2 protein-coding genes are annotated in these 1190 nt (G+C 36.7%); both read left to right on the forward strand.

Features of this window, described 5'->3' with window-relative positions:
• The first annotated feature begins 143 nt into the window (after window positions 1-143).
• Window positions 144-533, forward strand: coding sequence for a type VII toxin-antitoxin system MntA family adenylyltransferase antitoxin (gene mntA / locus CWC17_RS18770; protein WP_138540151.1), 390 nt, complete (start codon window positions 144-146; stop codon window positions 531-533).
• Window positions 526-945: a type VII toxin-antitoxin system HepT family RNase toxin gene (hepT, locus tag CWC17_RS18775; RefSeq protein ID WP_138614618.1), complete on the forward strand. Its 420-nt coding sequence runs from the start codon at window positions 526-528 to the stop codon at window positions 943-945. Before mntA ends, hepT begins: the two co-directional genes overlap by 8 nt.
• Window positions 946-1190 lie beyond the last annotated feature (245 nt).

A 1190-nucleotide genomic window follows, 5' to 3' on the forward strand; every position in this document is an offset into this window, starting at 1 on the left:
CTAAAGCGCAGCTTATGTTAACTTTTTGGTGAATACATCACATAAAGTCAACTTACACAAATAAGCGTGCATTATCGGTTTTGGTGTTCAGTATAAAATAGATAAGTTATGATTATCTTAGTTTTTACTAATGGTTTTTTATTTTGAGCAATAATATTTTTCAACAAATAGTTAATTACTTGCAGAAAAATAGCGACATTGAAGTGGTTTGGCTGTACGGCTCGCACGCCAAAGGTACAGCACAACCCCATAGTGATATTGATCTTGCTATCGCTTTTAAAAATTTTGACCTTAGCTCTTTTGATAAACGACTAAGGCCAAAAGAGCTCGAATTAGAAATCAGTAATGTACTTAGTTTAAACGAACAGCTTATTTCAATCGTTGATATAAACTTAATCCCCAGTTACCTTGCATTCAATATTGTGGAATACGGGGATACAATTTTAGGTAAAAATAGCCTTAGAGCGATGAAAGAGCAGCAGCGTATTTATAGCCAGTTTGAATTTGAGATGATAGCGAGTAATCATGACTGATACAGGAATAGCGCTTTATATAAAAGAAGTAACACGACATATTGATGAATATATGCAAGAGCTCGACGAATTAAGTCAAATAGATCAACTTAATAATAGAGACTATCGTGCCGCAGAGCGTTTGCTACAGTTAATGACAGAAGTATGTATTGGCTTATCTAAACATTGGCTTAAAAAGTTTAAAAATACGACAAGCAGTAACGCCTACCAAACATTTAGCGAACTAACTCAACTCGGTGTTTTAACTGATAATGAGCTGCTTTCATGGCGTAAAATAATCGGTTTACGAAATGTGTTTGTGCATGATTATTTGAATATCGATCAGGAAATTGTGAAGACGATTATAAAAAAACAGCATTATGTAACTATGCATTTGTTTAGCCAAAAAGCGCTGGCCGAATTAGCAAGCTAATTTAGATAAAAGGGGCAAGAGTAAAAGTCTACGGGCGGCGGGTATTGGGCTTCCCAGCACTTCTGACCTTGAACTTTAGGCCTTCTATTTACAGCATGCGCATCAAACCTCTTTGTGAATAATTGGCTTAACTTGTTTTTAACCACAGAGGACACAGAGACGCTTCGCGCTACACAGAGAAAACACGGTGATTGGTGAGCAATTTCTCCCGCTCTTCTCCTTCTCTTCTCGGTGGTGACATAATC

Origin of the sequence: Pseudoalteromonas sp. S3785 (genome assembly GCF_005887365.1) — a bacterium.
In the GTDB taxonomy this organism is placed as follows: Bacteria; Pseudomonadota; Gammaproteobacteria; order Enterobacterales; family Alteromonadaceae; genus Pseudoalteromonas.